The sequence below is a fragment of the Monashia sp. HAY1-2A genome, from assembly GCF_056755315.1.
The window spans coordinates 1-279 of the sequence record NZ_JBNDHY010000375.1; the positions used below are offsets into that span (position 1 = coordinate 1).

The following is a 279-nucleotide window of genomic DNA, read 5'->3' on the forward strand; positions in this document are numbered from 1 at the left end:
CAATACGACACTGCCGAGCAGCACCGGGGTCAGCATGTTCGCCAGCCATTTTACCGGGGTGTCTTTCCAGCGGACGATCACGCCGACTGCCATCACCAGCATCAGCAACGCCATCAGCGGGATGAACAGCGCGTTGAAGTACGGCGGGCCGACCGACAGCTTTGCGCCACTCAAGGCATCCAGAATCAGCGGATACAGGGTGCCGAGCAGAATCATCGACGCCGCCACCACCAGCACCAGGTTGTTGCCCAGCAGCAGGGTTTCCCGCGACCACAGGTT

Annotated in this window: 1 protein-coding gene; it reads right to left on the reverse strand. The window is 61.3% G+C overall.

Features of this window, described 5'->3' with window-relative positions; genetic code table 11:
• On the reverse strand, positions 1-279 hold a 279-nt coding region (locus ACPYOM_RS22355; RefSeq protein ID WP_481347643.1), incomplete at both ends, for a cytochrome c-type biogenesis CcmF C-terminal domain-containing protein.